Origin of the sequence: Campylobacter sp. 2018MI01 (genome assembly GCF_018501205.1) — a bacterium.
Classification (GTDB): Bacteria; Campylobacterota; Campylobacteria; order Campylobacterales; family Campylobacteraceae; genus Campylobacter_E.
Window position 1 is genome coordinate 1 of the sequence record NZ_JAHCZE010000023.1, and the last position, 24,635, is coordinate 24,635.

Annotated in this window: 27 protein-coding genes and 1 pseudogene; 1 reads left to right on the top strand and 27 read right to left on the bottom strand. The window is 27.6% G+C overall.

The genetic code is table 11. The features are described from left to right. Nucleotides 1–856: cache domain-containing protein (locus tag KJQ97_RS04910; protein WP_214120140.1), on the bottom strand; the 856-nt coding region annotated here is incomplete at its 3' end. 113 nt (nt 857–969) lie between these two features. Then, complete coding sequence (locus KJQ97_RS04915) at nt 970–1,968, bottom strand: c-type cytochrome (RefSeq protein ID WP_214115725.1); 999 nt, start codon at nt 1,966–1,968, stop codon at nt 970–972. 225 nt (nt 1,969–2,193) lie between these two features. Here KJQ97_RS04915 and KJQ97_RS04920 point away from each other — a divergent pair, with 225 nt between their 5' ends. After that, the gene (locus tag KJQ97_RS04920) at nt 2,194–2,595 is read left to right on the top strand and encodes a hypothetical protein (RefSeq protein ID WP_214120141.1); all 402 of its coding nucleotides are present in this window, start codon (nt 2,194–2,196) and stop codon (nt 2,593–2,595) included. A gap of 97 nt (nt 2,596–2,692) precedes the next feature. Here the strand turns inward: KJQ97_RS04920 and KJQ97_RS04925 are convergent, their stop codons facing one another. The 25 genes and pseudogenes from KJQ97_RS04925 to KJQ97_RS05045 form a co-directional block, all read right to left on the bottom strand. Next, nucleotides 2,693–3,163, bottom strand: coding sequence for a hypothetical protein (locus KJQ97_RS04925; protein ID WP_214120142.1), 471 nt, complete (start codon nt 3,161–3,163; stop codon nt 2,693–2,695). 70 nt (nt 3,164–3,233) lie between these two features. Beyond that, nucleotides 3,234–3,641, bottom strand: a complete 408-nt coding sequence (locus KJQ97_RS04930; protein ID WP_214120143.1) for a hypothetical protein — start codon at nt 3,639–3,641, stop codon at nt 3,234–3,236. A 2-nt stretch (nt 3,642–3,643) separates the two neighbouring features. Next, entirely contained in the window at nt 3,644–4,075 is a 432-nt protein-coding gene (locus KJQ97_RS04935; RefSeq protein WP_214120144.1) for a hypothetical protein, read from the bottom strand. Nucleotides 4,076–4,111: 36 nt separating this feature from the next. Then, the gene (locus KJQ97_RS04940) at nt 4,112–4,582 is read right to left on the bottom strand and encodes a hypothetical protein (RefSeq protein ID WP_214120145.1); all 471 of its coding nucleotides are present in this window, start codon (nt 4,580–4,582) and stop codon (nt 4,112–4,114) included. 61 nt (nt 4,583–4,643) lie between these two features. Further along, entirely contained in the window at nt 4,644–5,582 is a 939-nt protein-coding gene (locus KJQ97_RS04945; protein ID WP_214115728.1) for a carbon-nitrogen hydrolase, read from the bottom strand. 42 nt (nt 5,583–5,624) lie between these two features. Then, nucleotides 5,625–6,146: a serine O-acetyltransferase EpsC gene (gene epsC, locus KJQ97_RS04950; RefSeq protein WP_214120146.1), complete on the bottom strand. Its 522-nt coding sequence runs from the start codon at nt 6,144–6,146 to the stop codon at nt 5,625–5,627. Further along, nucleotides 6,139–7,047, bottom strand: coding sequence for a cysteine synthase A (gene cysK, locus KJQ97_RS04955; RefSeq protein WP_214115730.1), 909 nt, complete (start codon nt 7,045–7,047; stop codon nt 6,139–6,141). Before cysK ends, epsC begins: the two co-directional genes overlap by 8 nt. A gap of 78 nt (nt 7,048–7,125) precedes the next feature. Continuing rightward, nucleotides 7,126–8,061, bottom strand: a complete 936-nt coding sequence (locus KJQ97_RS04960; RefSeq protein WP_214120147.1) for an agmatine deiminase family protein — start codon at nt 8,059–8,061, stop codon at nt 7,126–7,128. After that, complete coding sequence (locus tag KJQ97_RS04965; protein WP_239803498.1) at nt 8,061–9,122, bottom strand: YeiH family protein; 1,062 nt, start codon at nt 9,120–9,122, stop codon at nt 8,061–8,063. The genes KJQ97_RS04960 and KJQ97_RS04965 overlap by 1 nt, the downstream gene beginning before the upstream one ends. Then, the gene (gene argS / locus KJQ97_RS04970) at nt 9,119–10,711 is read right to left on the bottom strand and encodes an arginine--tRNA ligase (RefSeq protein WP_214120148.1); all 1,593 of its coding nucleotides are present in this window, start codon (nt 10,709–10,711) and stop codon (nt 9,119–9,121) included. The genes KJQ97_RS04965 and argS overlap by 4 nt, the downstream gene beginning before the upstream one ends. Beyond that, entirely contained in the window at nt 10,711–10,941 is a 231-nt protein-coding gene (tatA, locus tag KJQ97_RS04975; RefSeq protein WP_214115733.1) for a twin-arginine translocase TatA/TatE family subunit, read from the bottom strand. The genes argS and tatA overlap by 1 nt, the downstream gene beginning before the upstream one ends. A 1-nt stretch (nt 10,942) precedes the next feature. Then, a complete protein-coding gene (gmk, locus tag KJQ97_RS04980; RefSeq protein ID WP_214115734.1) occupies nt 10,943–11,554 on the bottom strand; it encodes a guanylate kinase in 612 nt (203 codons plus the stop codon). Between the two features lie 2 nt (nt 11,555–11,556). After that, on the bottom strand, nt 11,557–13,377 hold the full coding sequence (locus KJQ97_RS04985) for a hypothetical protein (protein ID WP_214120149.1): 1,821 nt from the start codon (nt 13,375–13,377) through the stop codon (nt 11,557–11,559). Nucleotides 13,378–13,386: 9 nt separating this feature from the next. Continuing rightward, a complete protein-coding gene (gene fliR, locus KJQ97_RS04990) occupies nt 13,387–14,145 on the bottom strand; it encodes a flagellar biosynthetic protein FliR (RefSeq protein ID WP_214120150.1) in 759 nt (252 codons plus the stop codon). Beyond that, nucleotides 14,133–14,840 (bottom strand): SIR2 family NAD-dependent protein deacylase, encoded by a 708-nt coding sequence (locus tag KJQ97_RS04995; RefSeq protein WP_214120151.1) that lies wholly within the window; start codon nt 14,838–14,840, stop codon nt 14,133–14,135. The genes fliR and KJQ97_RS04995 overlap by 13 nt, the downstream gene beginning before the upstream one ends. Further along, the gene (locus tag KJQ97_RS05000; protein ID WP_214120152.1) at nt 14,833–15,453 is read right to left on the bottom strand and encodes an ABC transporter ATP-binding protein; all 621 of its coding nucleotides are present in this window, start codon (nt 15,451–15,453) and stop codon (nt 14,833–14,835) included. The genes KJQ97_RS04995 and KJQ97_RS05000 overlap by 8 nt, the downstream gene beginning before the upstream one ends. Beyond that, nucleotides 15,453–16,517, bottom strand: a complete 1,065-nt coding sequence (gene tsf, locus KJQ97_RS05005) for a translation elongation factor Ts (protein ID WP_214120153.1) — start codon at nt 16,515–16,517, stop codon at nt 15,453–15,455. Before tsf ends, KJQ97_RS05000 begins: the two co-directional genes overlap by 1 nt. Then, nucleotides 16,517–17,287: a 30S ribosomal protein S2 gene (rpsB, locus tag KJQ97_RS05010; protein ID WP_214115740.1), complete on the bottom strand. Its 771-nt coding sequence runs from the start codon at nt 17,285–17,287 to the stop codon at nt 16,517–16,519. The genes tsf and rpsB overlap by 1 nt, the downstream gene beginning before the upstream one ends. A gap of 120 nt (nt 17,288–17,407) precedes the next feature. Beyond that, entirely contained in the window at nt 17,408–18,661 is a 1,254-nt protein-coding gene (locus KJQ97_RS05015) for an ArsS family sensor histidine kinase (protein WP_214120154.1), read from the bottom strand. Further along, nucleotides 18,658–19,335 carry a response regulator transcription factor gene (locus KJQ97_RS05020; RefSeq protein WP_214115742.1) on the bottom strand — a complete coding sequence of 226 codons (678 nt, stop codon included), beginning with the start codon at nt 19,333–19,335 and terminating at the stop codon, nt 18,658–18,660. The genes KJQ97_RS05015 and KJQ97_RS05020 overlap by 4 nt, the downstream gene beginning before the upstream one ends. Before the next feature lie 233 nt (nt 19,336–19,568). Further along, complete coding sequence (locus KJQ97_RS05025; RefSeq protein WP_214115743.1) at nt 19,569–20,804, bottom strand: type II secretion system F family protein; 1,236 nt, start codon at nt 20,802–20,804, stop codon at nt 19,569–19,571. 3 nt (nt 20,805–20,807) lie between these two features. Continuing rightward, nucleotides 20,808–22,439: pseudogene (locus KJQ97_RS05030) on the bottom strand (GspE/PulE family protein); the annotation flags it as partial. A gap of 104 nt (nt 22,440–22,543) precedes the next feature. Beyond that, nucleotides 22,544–23,080: a hypothetical protein gene (locus KJQ97_RS05035; RefSeq protein ID WP_214120155.1), complete on the bottom strand. Its 537-nt coding sequence runs from the start codon at nt 23,078–23,080 to the stop codon at nt 22,544–22,546. Continuing rightward, a complete protein-coding gene (locus KJQ97_RS05040) occupies nt 23,077–23,949 on the bottom strand; it encodes a CDC27 family protein (RefSeq protein WP_214120156.1) in 873 nt (290 codons plus the stop codon). Before KJQ97_RS05040 ends, KJQ97_RS05035 begins: the two co-directional genes overlap by 4 nt. Then, nucleotides 23,942–24,635, bottom strand: a 694-nt coding sequence (locus tag KJQ97_RS05045; protein ID WP_214120157.1) for an ATP-binding protein, incomplete at its 5' end; no start/stop codon positions are given. The genes KJQ97_RS05040 and KJQ97_RS05045, both read right to left, overlap by 8 nt.

Consider the following 24,635-nt stretch of genomic DNA (forward strand, 5'->3'; position numbering starts at 1 on the left):
CTTCTTCATCTTTTAATAAAGATAATTTAGTTTTTTCTATATTATCATTGATTGCTTTTGCCATAGAGCCAAATTCGTCTTTAGAATGTAAGATGATTTCGTGAGCGTCTTCTTTTTCGTGGTTTAGGAAAGAGAAGAATTCGTTAATACCATTATTTAATTTGCTTAAAGATTTTACTATTAGCATCATCGCATATACAATATAAGGGATAAAAACCACTATAAATACAAATAAAGCAATAATAGATGTCGTAACAAAACTACTATTGATTAAATTTTCTAACTCGTGAGTATTCTTATCAATCTCATCTAAATAAACACCTGTTCCAATCCATAAAGAATTTGTATTAGGTATTAATGCTACATAAGATAATTTTGGTGCTGTAATATCAGTGCCTGGTTTAGGGAAAGGAAAGGTTACAAAACCACCACCAGAATTAGCCTTTTTGCTTAATTCTTGAATAAAAAAAGTCCCATCAGGAGCTTGCATTCCCTTTAAATCTTGTCCTATTAGCTTTTTGCTAACTGGGTGAGCTACTGCTGTGGTATCTTTATAAACGAAAAAATACCCATTACCATTGTCAAATCTAAAATTTTCTATAGCTTGTGCTATATAATCAATTTTCTCTTTTTCACTCTGTAAATCTTTTAAATGAATTGAAAGCGCATTAATCATTGCATCAGTTGATATTTTTAATTTTTCTTCTATATCAACTTGCATAATTCTTGCTACCTCATTTGAATTAGCTTGAATTGTCTTTTGATTATTATTGTAAAATAAATAAAGCATCAAAAATAAAACAAACAATCCTAAAATAATAACAAAACCAAGTTTTGCTTTTATAGTTTTTAACATTACATACTCCTTTTGAAACTTTAAATTAAGCATAATTTTAAAATTTAAAAATATAAATAATGTTAAATTTAATTAAGATTTTAGGAATTTCAAAATTGAAATTCCTTTTTTACTTATTTTGCTTTAGATTTGCTAACTTCTTGCATTTTTATATAAGGTCCAAATCTATGTTGCTCTATGCTAAAATCATCATCATAAGGAGCTACATCCATATCAAGTGGTTTTGTCCTTCTATCAGGAAAATCTGCTTCACGATTAGCCTTAATTGGTCTTGGTTTTGAATTAATATAAGCTGCTACATCAAAAGCTTCTTCATCACTTAAAGTAGCATCACCTTTTGGCATATTACCTTTAATATACGAAGCTGCTTTTATTAGTCTATACATTCCAGCACCTGTGTTATAGCTATCATCTCCCCATAAAGCAGGATATACATAATATCCACCTTTTTGCTCGTCATTCGTTATACCTGCCCCATCTTCGCCGTGACAAGCCGAGCATTTTTCTTCATAAATAACTTTACCTTTTTTAGGATCAGCTGCTCTATTTAATAATTTTACTTGAGTAAGTCCTTGCCCTTCAACATTAGCACCTACTGGCACACCTTGGCTTAAATAGTGCATATAAGTTACAATTGCTTTCATCTCTACTGAATTAATAGGCAATGGCTTACCATTCATAGAGCGTTCCATACAGCCATTTATACGATTTTCAAGAGTAGCGACTACATCGCCTCTAGCTAAGTATTGTGGAAATCTAGCATAAATTCCTACAAAACCTGATTCATAAGGAATAGTCCCGCCATTTGCGTGACAGCTGCTGCAAGATAAATTATTTCCTGCATATCTTTTACTCTCATCTTTTGCCTTTGGACCTATGTAATATGTGGTTTCATTTAGGATTTTATTGCCTAAAATCACCGCTTCAATATATTTTGAGCCTTTAGGTAATTTTTCTTCATCTAAATACCCATCATCATTCATAGCACTCGGCACTACCCAATTCATTTTAGCTTGTTTAATGCCTGTTTCTGATTTGGTTTTATTCACACTTGGGTCTATCGCAAATGCAAAAGATGATAATAATAAAATCATACTAATTTTAGTTTTCATAACTTCTCCTTAAATTGATTTAAGAAAATGCTAGGATTTTTATGTGAATTTAATGTGAAAAATAAGCATAAAAATCGTAAAAAATTACAAAATTGTTACAAATTTACAAAAAATAAATAAAACTAAGAGAATTTAAAAAAATGAAGTATTAATTTTGATATTCTGTATTAAGTCAATTATAAGTATTATATTATTAAAATAAAAAACTAATATAAAGGAGAGAAAATGAGTAAAAAAATTAATATAATGATGGCTAGTGCGTTATGTTTTATATCTACAGGTTGCGTTATGCCAGAACTTTTAAATGTAAATAATGTTATAAACCATAACAACAATTCTAATACTAACACAGCTAAAATCATAAGAACATATCCTGATAAAACCATAGTAACTCAAGGAAATATGAATTATGGTAAAAAATGTGCGTTCAAAACAGACCCTAGAAATAATAAAGTTGTAGAAGTAGGCTATGTTATACAAGATGCTTGCTTGCCTGATTGGTGTAAAAAATGGTATGACAATGTAGATTTAGAACCTAAATCTGATTCTGATAAATTTCAAGTTGATACTTGCCATAGTTTTATAATATATAATGCGTCATTAGGATATAAATTGATAGAAGATTAATAAAAGATTAAATAAATTATGCCTTTAACTTTTTAAAGCATAATTTATTAATCAAAAAACTAAAAAATAAAATCTTTAAACCAACAATCAAATTCTTTTACACTTCATCTTTAAATACTTCTTCTCTTACATAAATTGTGCATTCTTCTTTTTCATCTAAGCTTCCGTCCCATTTATAAACAGCTAATATTTCTTTCAATAAAGCTATTATTTCTTTTTCGTTTAATGTTTTATTATCTCTTATAGAAAGGATTTTATAGACTTTGTCATAAACTACATTATCAATCTCTTGACTAATATCATAATCTAAAATTATCCTTATATGCTCGCCTTTATAATATAAAATCCACAAAGATTTATTAAGTTTTGTAAGGCCCAGCTCAGGGTCATCAAAATACATACAATTCATAAACCAGCAGTCTAATTCTTCATCTATTACAATACGCCAATCATAAGGAAAATTATGATGTTGTCTGCCATACCAACTATTAGTATGTTCTCCGTAGATATAAGAAAGTGAGTATTTTTTATCTAATCTATCATCAATAATTGCGTTTTTAAAAGCCATTATTTCTCCTTTTTTGAAAATAAAATTCATATTTTAATTCTTTAAAATTTTATGGAATTTAAAATAAGAATTAGCTTTTATAAAAAATATAATATTTTATTTTTTTAAGCCAATTATCTTTAGTTTTTATATCTTTAATTAAACTTAAATTTGCAAATACTAATAAATCCAAATAACGCTGAATAATAGAGAACATAAAAGATAAAATCACAAAAACTAAGAAAAACAAAATTATAAAAATTAAAATATTATCATAAACAAAAGCCCTAGCTATAAAAAATGCAATACTAAAATCTAACAGACCAAAAATAATATTTATCATTTCGCTAATTTTTAATCTTGATATTTTGCCTTTTAAAATATATGAAACCTTACAATTAGGACATTGCAAGGTATGAATACCTAAGTCTTTTTTATAAGAAAATGATTTTAACTTTGAAATATTATAAGAGCAAAACTCGCATTCTTTATAAAACATTTTCATCTTTTTATAAGCTTTATGAAAAAATCTTTTAATTTAATTAATCTAGTTTTTTTAACTTCTAACTTCTCATTATCATCAATTAAGACAAATTTAGAAAATATAAATAAATTTAAATAATGCTCAAGTATTACCACAAAAAGCCCAATACCTAGAAAAGATACAAGCCATACAAAGATTAAAAAGACAGCATTCTTACTCACAAAATCACTGCATAAAAACACACAAAAAAATGGTAGCAAAAACACAGACCATCCTAAAATCTCATTCAAAATAGCATAAATCATTACAAAATATACTTTAAGTTTCAATCCATAAGAAGCATTGCAATTAGGACATTTTAAAGTATAAATTCCTAAATCCTTTTTATAGGTATATAATTTTAATTTTGAAATCTTACAAGAGCAAAGCTCACATTCTTTATAAAACATTTTCATCCTTTATATTTTTAAAATGATTTAATTTTTTTACAAAATATCTTCAAACACTTCATCTATTATATATGCTTTAAATTCTTTATCATTATTTAAGCTTCCATTCCATTTATAAACAGCTAATATTTCTCTTAATAAAGCTATTATTTCTTTTTCATTTAATGTTTTATTATCTCTTATAGAAAGGATTTTATAAACTCTATTATAAACTACATTATCAATCTCTTGTTTGATATCATAATCTAAAATTATCCTTATATGTTCGCCTTTATAATATAAAATCCACAAAGATTTATTAAGTTTTGCATGGTCTAGTTCTGGGTCATCAAAATACATACAATTCATAAACCAGCAGTCTAATTCTTCATCTATTACAATGCGTTCTTCAAAAGGAAATTTATGATGTTGTTTGAGATACCAATCATTAGTATGCTTAATACAAATATCTACAAAAGAATATTTCTTCTCTAATCTATCATCAATAATTGCATTTTTAAAAGCCATAAAATATCCTAGCAATTAGAAATTAGCTTAATGCTAATTCCTAATTAAATTCCAAAATGATTTATTCTTTTATAGCTCTTTTTGTTAGATTAGAATAATGTTCTATTCTTCTATCTCTTAAAAACGGCCACCAGCGTCTTATTTGTTCGCATTTTTTCATATCTATAGCAACTACTACTTCAAGCTCTTCGCTTTCATTGCTTCTAAATAGCTCTTTACCTTGTGCATCATATACAAAACTATTACCCCAAAAATCAATACCATTTTTAGTAGTTTCATTGTTATTTATAAAATGTTTTTTCTCATTTTGAGTAATGCTGCTTTCGCCACTAAGACTTACATCTTCAAAACCAACACGATTTACCCCCACAACAGGCAAACAATTAGCTATTGCATGTCCTCTTTGAACGCCTAGCCACGCATTTAATTGGTCTTGCATAGTTTCACTATCATCACTAACGCCGTTTTCATAAAGCCAACCAATAGCTGTAGGATATATTAAAATCTGCGCTCCATCTAAAGCCATAAGTCTTGCAGCTTCAGGATACCACTGATCCCAACATACTAAAACTCCTAATTTTCCTACACTTGTATCAATCGCACGAAAACCTAAATCACCTGGAGTAAAATAAAATTTCTCATAAAAATGCGGATCATCAGGTATATGCATTTTACGATATTTTCCTGCAATACTTCCATCACTCTCATAAACTATAGCAGTATTGTGATATAAACCTTCTAGGCGTTTTTCATATAAAGATGTAACTAATACGATATTATTATCTTTTGCTACTTCGCTCCAAAAAATCAAATCATTTTCATAATCACTAGCTAGGTCAAAATTATTAGTATTTTGCACTTGGCAAAAATAAGCACTTTGGTGTAATTCTTGTAAAATTACTAATTTTGCACCTTTTTTAGCAACATTTTTAATCTTTGCTTTTGTGATTTCTCTCATATTTTCGCTATATTTTTGTGATACTAAACCAATTTTTAACATATTTTTATCCTTATAAGTTTTCAAGATATTATCAAATTCTAGTTATTTTATATTCTTGATTATTTCCTTTCCTATAGTTCCTACCATTGTTGTATTTGGCGATACATTTTTTAAAATAGTAGCATTCGCACCGATTTTTGCATTTTTACCAATTGTGATATTGCCTAAGATAGTAGCACCTGCTCCAATTATTACTCCATCTTCAATACTAGGATGTCTTTTACCACTAACTTTACCTGTGCCACCTAAAGTAACCCCGTGATAAATAGTAACATTATCTCCTATAATAGTCGTTTCTCCAATCACAACTCCCATTCCGTGGTCAATAAATAAGCCTTTGCCAATTATTGCTCCTGGGTGTATTTCTATACCTGTTAAAAATCTTGAAAATTGAGATATAAATCTAGCTATAAAAAATAATTTTTTCTTATACATAAAATGCGCTAAACGATGAAACAACACAGAATGCACACCAGGATATAATAAAAAAACTTCTAATTTATTCCTTGCTGCTGGGTCGTTTTTTAAAATATTTTCTAAATCATATTTTAAATTATCAAACATCAAAAATCCCCATAGAAATATATTTTTCTCCGCCATCAGGAGCTATTGCTAAAATCTTTTTATCATTTGGTAAAGTTTTTGCCAATTCTAAAGCTGCAAATATACTAGCACCAGATGAAATTCCTAATAATAATCCTTCTTTACTAGCTAATAATCTTACCATATTAATTGCATCAGCTTCATCTACACAAACAATATCATCAACCACACTAGCATCATAAATAGCAGGAACAAATCCAGCCCCTATTCCTTGAATTTTATGCGCTCCTGCTGTATTTTTACTAAGCATTGGAGATTGCTCTGGCTCTATTGCTATTACTTTAATATCTTTAAAATGCTCTTTTAATCTCTTACCAACACCACTAATAGTCCCGCCTGTGCCTACTCCTGCTACAAAATAATCAAGAGTTTTAAATTCTTTTATGATTTCTTCTGCTGTTTTCGTATAATGCGCTTTTGTATTTGCTGGATTTTCAAATTGTTGTAAGATTATATATCTATTATCACTCTTTGCTAATTCTAAAGCTTTATTAATAGCACCTTTCATACCATCTTTTCCACTCGTAAGAATTAAATCAGCTCCGAAAGTTTTTATTAAATCTCGCCTTTCTTTACTCATAGTATCAGGCATTACTATGCAAGCTTTATAGCCCATTAATCTAGCAATCAACGCTAAAGAAATACCTGTATTTCCACTAGTTGGCTCTAAAATGATTGAATTAGAATTTAATTTTCCTTGTAATTTAGCTTCTTCTATCATAGCTAAAGCAGCTCTATCTTTTACACTACCACTTAAATTAAATTTCTCAAGTTTTACATAAACTTGAGCCATCTTATCATTTGTTAAAGCATTGAGTTTAACTACTGGTGTATTGCCTACTAAATCTAAAATATTTTTCATAATTACCCCTTGTTTTTAAAATAAAAATTTTATTATAAATTAAAAAATTAATTAAAAAGAGTAATTATGAAAATAAAATTATTCTTCAAATATATTCATACAAGAACAATGTAATGAGCCATTTTGCCTTACGAAGACTAAGGCATTTACTAAAATAATTTTATGATTAGGTAAAGCTTTTTGTAATTTTTGTCTTACTAATTCATCATTTTTATCATCATAACAAGGCACTATTAAAGCGTCATTTACAAACACAAAATTAGCATAAGTGCAGCCTAATCTTTTGCCATTATAATGTTTTGGGCTAGGAATTGGTAGTGAGATTAGATTATATTTAGTTTTTTTAAGCTCATCTTCTAAGGCTTTTAAACTAGCGTAATTTTCATCATTTTCATCTTCGCAAGAACTATAAGCGATAGTATTTTCATCAATAAATCTAGCTAAAGTATCCACATGAGAATCCGTATCATCACCTATAATTACACCATTTTCAAGCCATAAAACTTCTTGAACTTTTAAATATTTTTTAAGTGTATTTTCTATTTCTTCTTTGCTTTGTTGATTTCTATTATCGTTTAATAAACATTCAGTAGTTGTCAATAATACCTTGCCATTAGTATCAATGCTACCACCTTCTAAAATAAAATCAATTTTATTTAGGTCTTTTTTAAGATAATTTTTAAACAAATTTTCATTAAAAGCATTGTCTAAATTAGAACTAAATTTATTCCCCCAAGCATTAAAAACAAAATCCAAATTATTATCAATTGGACCAAAATCTCTAATCCAAGTATCATTAGTATTAAAACAATAAAACTCTATATTATTTAACTTTTTAAACTCATCAAGATTTGCACTTTCGTGATGAACTAAAAGCACCTTACAATGATTTGTAATAGCTTTTGCAAATTCTAAATAAGAATTTAAAATCTCATTTAAATAAGGCGACCAATCACTATCTTTATGAGGTAATGCTAATAATATATATTCACATTTTTGCCATTCTGCTCTCATTAACAAAACACCTTTATATAAGCATAAGCTGCAACCACTAACCATACGCATAAAATTGCTGCCATAATAAATGGCTTAAGACCAGCTTTGCTTAACATATCCTTTCTAATATTTACTCCAAGTGCCACCATTGCTAAACTTAATAAAAATGTATCAAAAATAGCAATATTAGGCTTTATAACATTTAAAGCATATTCTGTATTTAAAATAGGCAAACTTGATATGCCACAAGCTAGTAAAAATCCTAAAGCAAACCAAGGAATTTGATTTAAGAAATTGCCTTTTTTTTCTTCTTTTTTAAATCCAAAACTAAGCATTAATAAAAATGGAACAAGCATTAAAACTCTTACCATTTTTATAACTATACTTGAATTTGCCCCATCAACTCCTATACTAGAACCCGCTCCTACAACATGTGCAACTTCGTGTAAAGTCCCGCCTACTAAAAAGCCAAATAATCTACCATCTAAATCAAATAGATTTTGAACCAATGGATAAACAAACATTCCAATACAACCATACACAACTACGGTGCAAACTGCTATACCAACTCTTGCCGAACCACCTTTTAGCACACTCTCACTAGCTAAAACAGCAGCAGCTCCACAAATACTAGAACCACTAGCAATTAATGCTGATTGTAAAAAGTCTATTTTTAATAATTTTCCTATTAATAAGCCAATAAAAAATGTAGAAAAAACTATAAAAAAAGCAAGTCCAACTCCACTTAAACCAATGCTTTCAATATCACTTAAAGAAATTCTAAAACCATAAAGAATAATCCCTAGTCTTAAAATCTGCTTAGTGCATACTCCTAAAGCACCTGTTTTTTTTAATAAGCTTACATTATGATGTGCGAAATTTCCAATAACAGCTCCCAAAATTACGGCAATTATTAAAGCTGATATTCCAAAGTTCTTAAAAAAGCTTAATTCACCAATAGCATAAGAACAAAATGCTAAAACTACTAATACTACATAACTTTCTATTTTTTTACTTTTATAAATTTTATTTACCCCCAAAGCTACTTGCTCTGGGGATTTGTTGTGTTTTTTACTCACTCTTTTTCCATTCTACTTACTGCATTTATACCAATTAAGCTAAAACCTGTTTTTATACATAAAGCAACTTGAGCAAATATTTTTAAATATTGCTCTTCGTTTTCATGTCCAACAACTCTAGTTTCATTATAAATTTTATGAAATGAACTTGCGATTTGTTTTAAATAATCGCATAATTTAGAAAGAGTTCTACTATTAAAAGCGTCTTCTAAAACATCATTTAAAGCTAAAGCATCAAATAATAAATTAAGTGCATTTTCATCTTTAAAATTACTTAAACTAACATTAATTACATCATTAAAGTTTTTATTAGCTTTTGCAAATATTTGATGAATTCTTGCGTGTGCGTAGTTTATATAAAAAATAGGATTTGAATTATCTTGCTTTTTAAACTCATCTACATCAAACTCAAGCGGACTATCACAACGCTTACTTATAAAAATATATCTTAAAGCATCTACGCCAATATCATCTAAAACATCGCTAAATAAAATTACATTACCTTTTCTTTTACTCATTTTATAAGGTTGTCCGTTTTTTAGCAAATTAACCATTTGAGCTAGGATTACTTCAAGATTATTAGCATCGTGCCCTAAAGCACTCATAGCAGCTTTTACACGAGCAATGTAGCCGTGATGATCAGCTCCCCATATATTAATAACTTTATCATATCCCCTACTTAATTTATCATCGTGATAAACAATATCAGCTGCTAAATAAGTCCCCCTACCATCTTCACGCACGATAACTCTATCTAAGTCATCTCCGTATTTTGTAGATGCTAAATATAATTTATCATCTTTTAAATATGTTGCTTCGGCTTTTTTTAATTTTTCTAAAGTTTCTTCAAGCTTTGGATAATAAGCAGTTTCGCTTACATAATTATCAATCTTAATTCTAGCATTTGCTAAAGTTTGCTTGATTTCTTTTAAGACTTCATCTTTAGCTAAACTTGCTATTTTGGTTTTGTTATTTATAAAATCATCTTTAAATTTATCATAAAAAATCCTAGCAAGTTCTTGCATATACTCGCCACCATAAAAGCTTTCAGGATATTCAACATTTTCTTTTAAAACAAAATCTCTTATAGCTAAAATAACGCTTTCGCCTAATAAATCTATTTGATTACCTGCATCATTTACATAATATTCTGTATCAAATGTATAGCCTAAATGTTTTGCAATTTTATTTAAACTATCTCCATAAATAGCACCCCTTGCGTGCCCTATGTGAAGCGGTCCTGTAGGATTTGCACTTACATATTCAAGCAAGATTTTATAATTTTTTTTAGGACTTTTTGCAAAATCTTCTGGGTTATTTAAAGCATTTTTACATAATTTATCTAAAAAATCATTTGATAATTTGAAATTGACATAAGCATTCACTGCTTCAACACTGCTAAAAATCTCACAATTTTTCAATTTTTCTGCAAAATCTGCTGCAATTTTATTTGGGGCTAATTTAAGCTCTTTTGCAAAGCTAAAGCAAGGCATTGCAAAATGAGCTAAATTTCTATCTTTTGGACTTTCTAAACTAAATTCGCATTCTAATACTTTTGATAAATACTCTTTAATACTTTCCTTTAGCATTAGGCTTTTTGCTCGCTTTTTACTTCATTAGCTTCAGTTTTTTTAGTATTATCAGCTAATTCATCAATTTCATTCACAGGCTTTGCAGTAGTATCATCTGCCATTTCTTTTTTAAATGTTTTAATACCTTTTCCTAAGCCTTTTGCAAGTTCTGGTAATTTTTTACCACCAAATAATAAAATGATTACTAATAAAACAATAATCCAGTGCCATCCACTACCTATTCCCATATTATTCTCCTTTTTTCCATTCTGAAATAAATTTTTTAATGTCTTTATTTAACACTTTTAAGTTTGCTGCTTGGTAAAGTAATTTAAGCTCTTTATAAGCTTTTTCCAAATCATCATTTATAATAAAAAAATCATATCTTCCAATAGCTTGAACTTCAGCAGTTGCATTATGAAGTCTTTTAGCAATTACATCAGGATTTTCTGTGCCACGAGAAACAAGGCGTTCTTTTAATACTTTTTCATTCTCAGGACTTATAAAAACTGATAAAAAATCTTTACCTAATTTATCTTTTACTATTCTAAAGCCTTGAACATCTATATCTAAAATAACATTCTTACCATTTTCTAAAGCGTCATAAATTGGTTTTAATGGCGTTCCATAATAATTCCCATGAACATTAGCATATTCTAAAAATTCATCATTTTTAATTCCTAATTCAAATTCTTCGTGGGTCAAATAATAGTAATTTACACCCTCTTTTTCTCCTGCTCTAGGAGCTCTAGTGGTTGCTGATATTGAAAAATAAAAATCATTATAATCTTGTGCTAAACGCTCTAATAGTGTGCTTTTGCCCGCACCACTTGGGCCTGATATTAATAAAATTCCTGCCATAATTAATCTTTAAAACTTATATTAATTGATATATTTATATCTTTTATACGATTTTTCGTGCCTTTTGTGCTATTGATAATAACTTGATTTACTGCTTTTGTAACATTTTCGCTAACTTCACTAATGTCATCATCAACATTTGCTTCTATGCTATTAGTAAAATCATTATTTTTTTCTTTTATATCTTCATTATTGTTTAATAATTCTACAACTTCCTCCCCTAACGCTTTTTTAATTTCAATTTCATTTAAATCATCAAAATCACTCACTTTTTCATCTCCTACAATTTCTTGAATATCTTCAATATCATCTTTAATATCATCAAAAGCAGCTAAAGAACCTAATTCATTATCTTGAACATCTTCTAAATTATTATTAACATTCAAATCTTCTTTCACATCTTCAAATTCTTCTTCTAAACCACTATCATTAAAATCATCTTTCATATCTTCAGCTACATCTAAATCACCCGTAACAACATCAAAATCATTTGTTATTTCTGTATTTAAATCATCTTCTAAATCTTTAAAATTATCATCTTCATAACTATTGTTTATATCTTCTTCTAAATCATTTGAACTTGTAAAATCAATATCATCTTGCAATAAATCTTGATAATCTCTACTTAATTCTTCAAAACTTTCAGGTAATGAAAATTCATCAATATTATTCAAATCATCTAAATTTAAATCATTATTTAAATTCTCTTCTAAATCATCTATGTCTTTCGTAGTTTTTAAATCTTCTTCTAAAACAATAGCATTACTTAATTCATCTAAATTCTCAATATCACTTAAAGTATCCAAATCTTGCGATAGTTCATCATTATTTAAATTCTCATCTTCGTTAAAATCAGATAATTTCGTATCTAATTCATTATCTAAAGAATTTAAATCATCAAGAGTGCTTAAATTCTCATCTAATTCATCATTAGTATCATCTAAATCTTGTGGTAACTCATCATCTAAAGAAGTTAAATCATTAGAACTATCTAAATCTTGTGATAGTTCATCATTATTTAAATTCTCATCTTCATTAAAATCAGATAATTTAGTATCTAATTCATCATCTAAAGAATTTAAATCATCAAGAGCGCTTAAATTCTCATCTAATTCATTATTAATATCATCTAAACCTTGAGATACTTCATCATTATTTAAATTATCAAGTTCTTCAATATTATCCAATTCTTCACTAAATTTATTATCAACATCATCTAAATTCTCTAAATCTTGCAGTAATTCATCATCTAAAGAAGTTAAATCATTAGAACTATCTAAATCTTGTAATAATTCATCATTATTTAAATTATCAAGTTCTTCAATACTATCTATGTTAAAATCATCTATAGAATTTAATTCATCAGTATTATCTAAATCAAGCTTAGTTTCTAAACCTAAACTATTACCAAAATCATTCAAGTCTAAACTATCTAAATCAGTGATATTATCTATTTTAAATTCTTCCAAATCAATATCATCACTTAATAAATCAATATTATCTAAATCGCTAGTATTAAAATCTTCTTTTAATTCGTCTTTAAAACTATTTATCAAATCTATAAAATCAGTAGGTAAAAATGGTTTATGAATAACTATTGCATCATTACTTGTTTCATTTTTTGCTAATATAAGAATTAGTTTTTTAGACATTTGTTGACATAATTTAATATCAACTTCACACTCATTATCAGCTATAATAATATCACAAGGTTCAAGCTCTTCTAAATTATTTATTTCTTTATAAGTAATATTTAATTTTTGCAAACTAAGGCTTATTAATCTTGAAATTGCTGGATTTTTATTAATTAATATTGCATTCATTATACCTTCCTAACTTACAAATAGTTCAAGTTGTAAAAACACTTTTAAAACCAATTCTTTAAAATAAAACAAGATTGTAGCTAAAATTGTCATCAAAACAATAAATGCTATCGTTATTTTTATAGGATAGCCTACCACTAAAAGGTTAAATTGTGGCATTGTTTTCATAAGCAAACCAAATACAAAATCACTAAGCATTGATATAGCAATTATTGGAAACGCAAGGCTAAGACCAATTAAATATATGTCTTTAGTCTCATTCATTATCTGTCTAAACCAACCATCATGCAAAGCAAAATCACCTAAAGCAATACCATTTAAACTCTTTGCCCAAAATAATAAAACCAAATGATGTCCATCATAAGCTAAAAACAAAAGCAATGCAACAAGAGAAATAAAGTGACCAATGATAGGAGTATTTGCACCAGTATTTGGGTCAAGCACACTAGCCATAGAAAAACCCATAATAAAACTAATATGTTCTCCACTCATTTGTAAAATCGTAAAAGTAAGCTGCAAACAAAGACCTGCAACAAGTCCTAACAAAAGCTCAGTTATAAGAGCAATAACTAAATAATTTGGCGTTATATTAGTATGTGCTAATGGATAGAAAAAAAAAGTCATAATAATAACAAAACTAGACTTAATAACCACAGGAATTTGTAAATGCGAATAAAATGGAAAAAACAAGCAAAGTCCGCTCATTCTAGCAAGTAATAGCATAAACAAAACTATGTTTTGCTCACTAAATAATCTTACGAGTTCCATTCTTGAATAATTTGCTCTAATTCATCTATACATTCATCACAAGATTTATAAATAATATGAGAAAATAAAGCTTCATTTATATATTTATTTTTTTCTAAATTAATTAGTATGTTTTTAGATTTTGCAAACCTTAATAAATAATTTATATTAATAACTGCACCACTTGTTCCTATGATAACCACCAAATCATCTTCATTAAGATTATAAAATGTTGAATATAAATCAGTATAAAATGGCGCTTGTTCTCCAAAAAACACCACACTAGGCTTAATTAATTTACTTTGGCATTTTTTACAATTTTCAAATTTAAATTCCAAATCATCATTTAAATTAAGCTTAGTAATATCATTACAATTAGTGCAGTGTAATTCTAATAATTTTCCGTGCAAGTGAATTACATTTTCACACCCTGCACGCTCTAATAAATCATCAACATTTTGAGTAAAATTAATAACTTCAAAATGCCTTGATATTTCAGCAATTTTTTCGTGCATTTTATTAGGTTTAACTTTTCTTAATTCAAGTCTTCTTTTATTATAAAACTCATGAACTAAATTAAAATTTTTAATCCAAGTTTGATAATTACAAACTATATCTAAATCATATTGCTCCCACAAACCATCATTATCTCTAAAAGTGCTTAAGCCAGATGGGGCACTAAGACCAGCTCCACTTAAAAAAACTAACTTACTCATTATTTATCCTTAAAATATCATCACACATTAAAGCTAAATTTTCATCGTGAGTAATTAAAAACAATGCTGAATTATTTAATTTAACATAATCAATCAATAATTTCATAGCTATTTTTGCATTTGTTGGGTCAAGATTTCCAGTTGGCTCATCAGCAAAAATAATTTTAGGTTTTTTGCAAAGAACTCTAGCAATACTTACTCTTTGTTGCTCTCCGCCACTTAATTCATTTGCTTTTTTATTTAGAATTTCTTTAATACCTAAAAAATTAATTATCTCATCATCTATTTTATTATTTGATAAAACACTTGCTAATTCAATATTTTCATAAGCTGAAAATCCTTTAAAAAGATAATGCTGCTGAAAAATAATTCCAAAATCATTTCTTCTTATTAATAATCTTTCATCTTCGCTAAGTTTATAAATATTCTTATCTTTATAAAAGACTTCCCCGCTATCAGGTGCTAAAAGTGTTGATAAAATATGCAATAATGTAGATTTTCCGCAACCACTTTTGCCTAAGACGGCTAAAGTTTGTTGCGGATTTAAAGTTAAATTTAAATTGTTAAATAAAACGGCATCGTATTTTTTACCAATACCGCTTGCTTTTAACATTAATTACCCATTTGAGCTGCAACTTCTGCTGCGAAATCTTCGTTTTTCTTTTCTAAGCCTTCGCCAACTTCATATTTTACGAAGCTTTCAATTACTAATTCATCTTTTAATTCAGCTGATTTATCAGCAATAACTTGCTCTATAGTTTTCTTATCATCCATTACATAAAATTGTCCCATTAATGTAAGGCGAGAATCTAAAATTGAGTTATCAGCTATAAATCTTGCCATTTGACCAGGAACAATTTTATCCCAAATTTGCTCTGGTTTATTTTGAGCTTTTAATTCAGCTTTTATATCTTCTTCAGCTTTCTTTAAAACTGCATCAGTAATTTGTAATCTACTTGCAAATTGTGGAATTTTATGAAGTGGCTTTTTAAGGCGAACTAATTCTTCATTTTCTTTTTCAAGTTCAGCACATAAAGCTCTATATTCAGCTTCTACAAATTCCTTATCTAAATCTTTATAACTTAAAACACTTGGTTTCATAGCTGCAATATGCATACAAAGTTGTTTTAAAAATTCTTCAACTTTTGCTTTATTAGCAGCATTATTAAATTTAGCCTTAACGATAACACCTACACGACCATTTGTGTGTAAATAACCACTTAAAGCTTCATTATCATTTGCTTTTAAAGTAGCAAATCTTCTTACAACTAAATTTTCTCCAATAGTTGCGATTTGATTTTTTAGATAATCTTCAAATTTAGCCCCATCAATATTGCTATTTAATAAACTTTCAACATCGCAAACTCCACTAACTTGAACTTGCTCAACTGTTTTATTTACTAAATCTATAAATTTATCATTTTTAGCAACGAAGTCAGTTTCTGAATTGATTTCTACTAAACTTGCTAAATTATTTGAAAGTTTAACACCAATTAAACCTTCAGCTGCTAATCTATCAGCTTTTTTAGCAGCTTTACTTAAGCCTTTTTCTCTTAAGTATTCAACCGCTTTTTGCATATCTCCATCACACTCTTTAAGTGCGTTTTTACAATCCATCATTCCAGCACCTGTGCTTTCGCGCAGGTCTTTTACCATTGCTGCTGTAATTTCTGCCATTACATTTCCCCTTCCATCATAGCTTCTTCTAATACTTCTTGTTTTTCATCTTCGCTAACTTCTGCTCTTTCAACTACTTCACCATCTTGTTCTCTTAAAGCTTTACCTTCTAATATAGCTTCGCACATTTCTTGGCAGAATAATTGAACTGAACGAATAGCATCATCATTACCTGGGATAGGAAAATCTACAACATCAGGATCGCAGTTTGTATCAATTGGAGCTACTACTGGGATTTTTAATCTATTTGCTTCTGCAACTGCAATTTTTTCTTTTACTGTATCAATTACAAAAATCATATCAGGGCGAGTTTTAAGGTCTCTAATACCGCCTAAATAATCTAATAATTTTTCTTTTTTACGATTTAGCATTAATGCTTCTTTTTTAGTTAATAAATTAATGCTTCCATCTTCTTGCATACTTTCAATAACTTCAAGTTTTCTAATTGATTGGCGAATAGTTTCAAAGTTTGTCATCATACCGCCTAACCATCTGTGATTTACATATGGCATTCCACATTTAATTGCATATTCTTTAATAGCATCTGTTGCTTGCTTTTTAGTTCCAACAAATAAAATTGTTTTACCTTCTGCTGCTGCATCACGAACGATATTGTATGTATATCTAAAATATCTAATTGTTTTTTGTAAATCAATTACATAAATACCTTTTCTTTCACCAAAAATGAACTTTTTCATTTTAGGATTCCAGCGTCTTGTTTGATGCCCAAAATGCACACCACATTCTAATAAATCTCTCATTGTAACCATAGGTTTCTCCTTAAAAAATTGTTTTTACCTCCACACCCAAATACAACTAGCGTTGCAACAAATAAGGATTGGTGTGTGTGAAATAAGCGGGTATTTTAGCTTTTTTAAAGTTAATAAAAGTTATTTTTCTTGAGTTTTTTCTTCTTTGATTATATTATCAAGATTAGTAATAGCAAAAATATTATAACCATTATCATAGTTATAATTTAATTTCAATTTATGAGCTTCTAAAATCGTATTTACAACATAAAGCCCCAAGCCAAAAGAATTTGAACTCTTATTACCACCTTGAGTAAAAGGCTCTAAATAATACTCAATATTTTTATCTAATTTTTTACCTTTGTTATAAAACTTTATACTTTCATGGCAAATTATAACTCTTACAGCATTATCATCTGAATATTTAATAGCGTTATCTAATAAATTTTTAATTGCAGTTGTAAATAATTTAAAATCAACATAAACTACAAAAGTATTATCACTTATAATATTAATTTTTTCATTCTCTAAAAGCAACATTTCTTTTGCTTCATTAAAAATGTGATTAATTGAAATTTTCTTTGGATTTTTTGCAACTCCACTTGTGATTTGCTCTACTGCAGCTAATTCATCTATTAAAATAACCATTCTATCAAATACATTTATAAGTCTTTGCTTAAATTTCGTATCTTCTAGCATTTCAGCTGTAATTCTACCTTTTGTAATTGGAGTTTTAAGCTCGTGCATTATATTTCTTAAAAAAAATTGTCTTGAAGTATTTAAATCTTTAATTTTTTTAATAGCTTGATAAAAAGCATCTGAAACTTGAGAAATCTCATCATTACCTTTGCTTATATTTTCTATATTATCTAAGTCATTGCTAGCAAATTTTGTAATTTGTCTTTTAAGTCTTCTAATAGGTCTTAATTTACCTATAACGAATATATAACTAATTAATAAAACCAAAATAACTATACATAATATTATTTGAATACTCATATATCTATAAGAATTAAAATTCGTATCTTCATATAAGAAATCTTTATCATTTGCTATTATATATAAATAATTCTTGCCATTACTTGTAAGAATTTTACTTGCTCCTAAGTTATTACTATCTTCAGCCAATGTTATAGCATCAAATAAAATTAATTTTTTACTATCTTGGTCTATTAATTTAAGTTTAAATTGATTTTGTTTGTAATTAAATTCATCTTCAGTAATTGCATTATTTAATTCTTGGAGTTTTAAATTCGCTAAGTAAGAATATCTAGCGTTTAGTTCGTTTGAATAATTATCCTTATCATAATTAATCAACCAAATAAACGCCATTCCTATAGTTGAAGTAGCTAATATAAAAATAAAAGTAATTACATAAAAAATACTAGATTTCATTGTGTTAGCTTATAACCAATTCCCCTAATTGCGTGAATATGAGTTGGAGTTTTGCTATCATCACTAATTTTTTGTCTTATTCTAGAAATAATTACATCTATACTTTTATTAGAACTTTCTTCATTAATTGAAGAACAATTGTAAATTAATTCTTCGCGGCTAACTACACCACCTTCTTTTTTAATTAAATAACTTAAAATATCAAATTCTGCATTTGTTAAAACTAATTCTTTGCCTCTAAAATAAATAGCATGTTTAAATTCATCATATTCTAAAGTCTTGTTGCTATGCTCGTTTGCACTTATTTGAATTTGTTCAAATCTTCTTAAATGTGATGTAATTCTAGCTTTTAATTCTTTTGGATCATACGGTTTTGGTAAATAATCATCAGCGCCTAATTCTAAAGCTTCTACCTTATCATTTATATCGTGTCTTGCAGATGATACTATAATTGGACTTGTATATTTTTTTCTAATTTCTTTACACACTTCAAGTCCGTCCATTCCAGGCAATGTTAAATCTAATATAATCAAATCATATGTAGTAAGATTTAATTTTGACAATCCAATATATGGCTCATCAGCAATATCAACTTTCATATCATATTGCTCTAAATATTCTTTTAAAATTTCTGCTAATTCTAAATCATCTTCAATCATTAATATTCTAGTCATTTTAACTCCTTTAAATAATTACTAATACAGATAAAACCTTATCAAAATCTATAATTTATATTATAAACCAAATAGCTTACAAAGATTATTTTAATTCATTAAAATTAAAACTATTTATCAAATTAAAAAATATTGTAGCTTAGTGATTGTATAGAACTTAGTTAAATTATTGTAAATTCAAACTAATAAAGAAATGTATTATCTTTAGTCAAATTCTTGACTAAAGATTTTATTTAGCTTTTTACAGCGCTTCCTAAATCCCACATAGGCATAAAAATACCAAGTGCTAAGAAAAGAACCATACCAGCAATAAATAACATAAGAATTGGCTCAATATAGCTTGATAGGTTATCTATAATATTATTAAATCTTTCCTTATAATACCCAGTAACTTTTTCAAGCATTGCATCTAATTGACCACTGGCTTCGCCTGCTTTAATCATTTGAATAAGCATATTCTCATAAAGTTCTGTTTCTTTAAAAGATTCAGTTAAGCTAAGCCCTCTTGAAATTGATACTTTAGTAGCATTTAATTTATTTTTCATAGTTGTATTAGATATTGTTCTAAGTGAAGTATCAAGTGCATCTGCAATAGGAATACCTGCTCTTACTAGCTCTGTAAAAATAAGATTAAATCTACTCATAGTAGCAAATAAAATAATCTTTCCTATTAGATAAGTTTTTAAAGCATATCTATCAACTAAAGCTTTATAATTATCATTAATTCCATAAAATCTTTTACTAGCAAATATCCCACCAATAAGCACAACTAAAACATATATCCCATAATTTCTTAAAGTATGCTCAATAAATAACAAAGCCTTAGTAGCAGGTGGTAAATTAGCCCCTAATTGTTCAAATATCTCCTTAAACTGCGGAACAACAACAAGCATTAAGATAGTAAATGCTATAGCAATAGCTGTAACAACTATTATAGGATACCTTAAAGCCTTTTTAAACTTTTGTTGATTGTCATATAATTCTTGTAAAATTTCTGCAAGTTTTTTTAAACTTTCACCCAATTTACCAGTGCTTTCACCTAGCTTAACCATAGCTAGTGTAATATCACCTAATTCAGCTTGAAATGGTTCAAGTGATAAACTTATACTAAGACCAGCATTCAAGTCCTCATAAACTTTAGAAAAAATCTCTTTTACCCTTTTATTTGCACTTGAATTTGCAACTTCTCTCACACTATCATGGATAGAAATACCAGCACCAGCCATAACACCTAATTGGTTAATTGAAGCAATCAAATCAGGTAATTTTATAGTAGGTTTAAAAAAAGATAAATTTTTTAATTTATCAACAGCACTTCCTAGCGAAACGGTTTGAACTTCGCCAGCCTTTACTATACGGCCTAAATTTTTATTTTTAGCTTGTTCAACAGCACTTGCCTTGCTTTGCGCTGTTAGAGTTAAGACCTTTTTTTGTCCTTTACTAATATACTCAACTTGAAATTTCTTCATTTATTACTCTTTCGCAACTCTTAATACTTCATCAACACTAGTAACACCTTTAGCAGCTCTTACTATACCATCATGAAACATATCAACAAAACCTTCTTCATAAGCTACTTTTCTAATCTCTTCTTTAGATGCACCCGCTGCAACCATAGAAGAAATTCTATCGCTGATTGGTAGAATTTCACTTATCATTTCACGACCAGTATAGCCTGTTTGAGAACATTTAGGGCAACCTACAGGCTTATAAAATTGTGGATTTTCCACTTCTTTTACATACTTTTCAATTCTTGAATAAAAATTATCAGGTATTTTTGTAACTTGCTTGCAATTAGGGCAAAGCTTTCTTACAAGTCTTTGTGCTTCAATTGCTGTTAATGCACCACTAACCATATAAGGCTCAACCCCCATATCAACTATCCTAGTAACGGCTGAAACTGCGTCATTCGTGTGAAGAGTTGAAAATACTAAGTGTCCTGTAAGTGCTGCTTGAATAGCAATTGTTAATGTTTCAGCATCCCTAATCTCACCTATCATTATAATATCAGGGTCTTGTCTTAGAATAGACCTAAGTGCAGCTGCAAATGTTAGTCCTGCTTTTTCATTAACATGCACTTGCTGAATTAAATTTAATTGATATTCTACAGGGTCTTCAACCGTGATGATTTTAGTCTCAACGCTTTTCATATCATTAAGCGCAGCATAAAGAGTAGTTGTTTTACCACTTCCCGTTGGACCAGTTACAAGGATAATTCCATAAGGTGCATGCATTGCTGCTTGAAATCTTTCAAGATTTGTAGGGTGCATTCCAAGATTGCCTAGACTAATTAAAATCTTTGATTTATCAAGTATCCTTAAAACTATACTTTCGCCATTTATAATAGGTAATGTTGAGATACGAAAATCATATTCTTTATCTAAAACCCTAGCAGAAAATCTACCATCTTGTGGTTTTCTTTTTTCTGCAATATCCATATTTGATAAAAGTTTCATTCTAGAAACCATTGGTGGATATATATCTTTATCAAAAATAAATATTTCAGTTAGCATACCATCAATCCTACCACGAACAATGCAGTTTGTCTCGGTTGGTTCAATGTGAATATCGCTTGAGCGATTTACAATACAAGTTCTAAGGATAACTTCAATTAATTTTAAAATTCCAGAGCTATCTTGCTCTCCACCAGTCATTGTAGGATCAGAACTTAATTCTTTTCTAATATCATTGATAATATCTTTTATGCTTTCATTTAATTGAATTTTACTTAAATATCTATCAATTTGAGATGGATGTGCGACATAGTTTTTAACAAGTTTTCTACTAAATAAATGTTGAACTTTATCTTGAGTTTCTAAATTAAATGGTTCTTTATAGTCTACAAATAAAAGAATTTCAACTTATTTAAAAGGTAAAAATCCATATTTAGATAAAACTGAATACTGAATTTTTTCAGAAATCTTATAATTAATATCAACCGAATCTAAATCTATATATTCAAATCTTAATTTTTGTGCAATTTTTTCTAAAAATTCTTTATTACCTATTTCAAAATGTAATGCAATATCATCTAAAGTAATACCATTAGTCTTATAAAGGTCAATCAATAAAGATTCTAATGTGCTTTCATCTAAAACGCTTTTTAAATAATTTAACTTATCTTGTGGATTTTCAAAAGACATAATAGTGTCTTTTAATTCCATTTTTCTTCTATATACTAAAACTCCTAAACGATCTACAAATTCCATTACCAGTACTCTTTCACTTCTAATATTTGATTGTTTGAATTTAAAATAGTTAAAACCATCTTAGTAAATGGTTTATCAAATCTCAAACTCATTTCATAGATTTTATCATTATATCTAAAAATATATTTATCATTTTCCTTTATATAATTACCTAATATATAATCATCGTAAATATCAGATAAAATATAATCACACTTAGGTAGCTTAATAGAGCTTATATTAAGGTTATCAACTAGTGCTGAATGCAATAATTTTTTCTTATATAAAATAGTTGAATAGTAAACAGCATTAGCTCTTGCTTCTTTTGAATTTCTAAGTGCAATAATAACAGCTGATAATTTGTTTATATAATCTGTTCTTAAACATGCAATACCATACAAATTCATCAATCCATCATCTTGATTTTTTACAGCTAAATCATATACTAAATTATTGCATACTTTTGAATATTCTTGATTTTCAATAGCTTTATTAATGTCTGCTAAACTAATAGCAAAACAATTTAAAGCTATTAATAAAAAAATAATTTTTCTCATAATTTACCTTCTTTAATTAAGTCTAAAGTTTGTTTAACACGAGTTGAGCTATTAGAATTTAAATAATTAGTTAAAGAATTAATAGCTTGCTCTTTTAAACCTAATTTATAACTTGCTTTTGCAAACATAACCCAAGATTTATCGTTTTTAACATCTAATTTATTTGCAGTCAATGCCCATTCTCTAGCGTTTTTAAAATCGCCTTTAGAATAATACACATCAGCTATATCTAAAGCAAAATATATACTATTAGTTTCAGAAAATTTTAATTTCAAATATTCTAAATCATCTAATTCTTTTTTGCTTTCTACCTTAGGTGTAGCCTTAGAATTTAAATCAGTAATAACTATTGTGTTAGTTTCTATATTTTTAGGTATATTTTTAATAATGTTATTATTTTTAATATTACTTGATTTTGTTTCACTTGTATTTGATTTAAAAGATGAGTTTTTAACATCTATATTCATAATGCTTAATGATATAGTTTCATTATTTGTAGTATCTGATAAAGTAGTAGTATTAACTTCTTCTTGTTTAGGCATATCTACTAATTTTTTATCATTATCTAGCTTATTACTAATTACTTCTACTGGTTTATTGATAATATTTTTATTATCTAATATTTTTTCTTTTTCTAATTTAACCTTAGTATCATTTATAATCTTTTTAACTTCATTATTACTTTTTTTTACATTAGTTTCTAATTCGCTAGCACCTTTTGAGTATGCAAAATATATTAAAGCAGATATAAAAATAACAAATATAATAAAAGCTAATATGTATAAAAAGATATACTTTTTCTTTTTTTTCTTACTTGAATAAATTTTCCATTTATTTTCTAATTCTATAACTTCATGTAAATTAAGCATTTAATAAACCTTTATCAAGAGCAGCCATTTCTAATACTTTTTCATTGATTTTTGGATTACTAAACTCACTAAATCTTTCTTGCTCGTAAAATTCATATATTTCAAATGCTTTATACAATAACATATTAACAGTTCTTAAGTTTCCTTTAGTAACGCTATATATAAACTTATAATTTTTATTACTAAAAAATCCTTTATCCAAACCATTCTTTAAAGTTTCTAATTTCTTATTAATATAAGTTTTAATTTCATCTTCACTAGATTCACTAAGTTCAATACTTTCCCAAATTCTAGTAGTAAAATGCTCTTGAGCTAAAATATCCTCATCAGCAATTGTCTTATGAACTGTAAATAAGAATTTAAACATTCTAGTATCTGATAATAGTCTAATTTTTTCTATTAATATATTAGGATACATTTGAGCTTCATCAAGCATTACCATATATCCATCGTATTTTAATTCTTCAGGAGTTTGAGTAACTTTATCTTTAAAAATTCTTAAAAAATCTTCGTATTTTTCAATCTCTATATATTCATTAAAAATTTTTCTGTGCAATTCAGTATAAAATCCTGATTCTGAATAAAATGGCTGTTCTAATAATATAATCTTTTTATTTTTTTCTTTTAAATCTTTTTCTATTTTATTTAATAAAAAAGTCTTACCACAACCTGGCTTACCATAAAAC